The sequence below is a fragment of the Sulfitobacter sp. CW3 genome, assembly GCF_019392245.1.
Taxonomy (GTDB): Bacteria; Pseudomonadota; Alphaproteobacteria; order Rhodobacterales; family Rhodobacteraceae; genus Sulfitobacter.
Genome location: NZ_JAHXRL010000600.1, coordinates 1 through 231, shown reverse-complemented (window position 1 = coordinate 231; position 231 = coordinate 1). Strand labels below are relative to the sequence as shown.

At 60.2% G+C, this 231-nt stretch carries 1 pseudogene; it reads right to left on the bottom strand.

Annotated features, from left to right (window positions below):
• Positions 1-231: pseudogene (locus KZZ06_RS22360) on the bottom strand (peptidase); the annotation flags it as partial.

The window sequence follows — 231 nt, the reverse complement described above, 5'->3', positions numbered from 1 at the left end:
CAGTGGCCAGCCACGAGACACGGCTGATATCAGTCTCCGTCTGGAAACAAGGGTCTTGGTAGGTTCGGGCGGTCTCGGGTTCGAGCATCGAAAGCAGGGCATCCCAAAGCCTACCGTGATCCGAACGGGTCGCGGATTTCTCCAATTCATCGATCTGCATCAGGGGGTTGGCACTACCGGTCCGAGCTACCGCCATGATCGGATGCGCCGGTTCCGATGTCGCCCAACGGC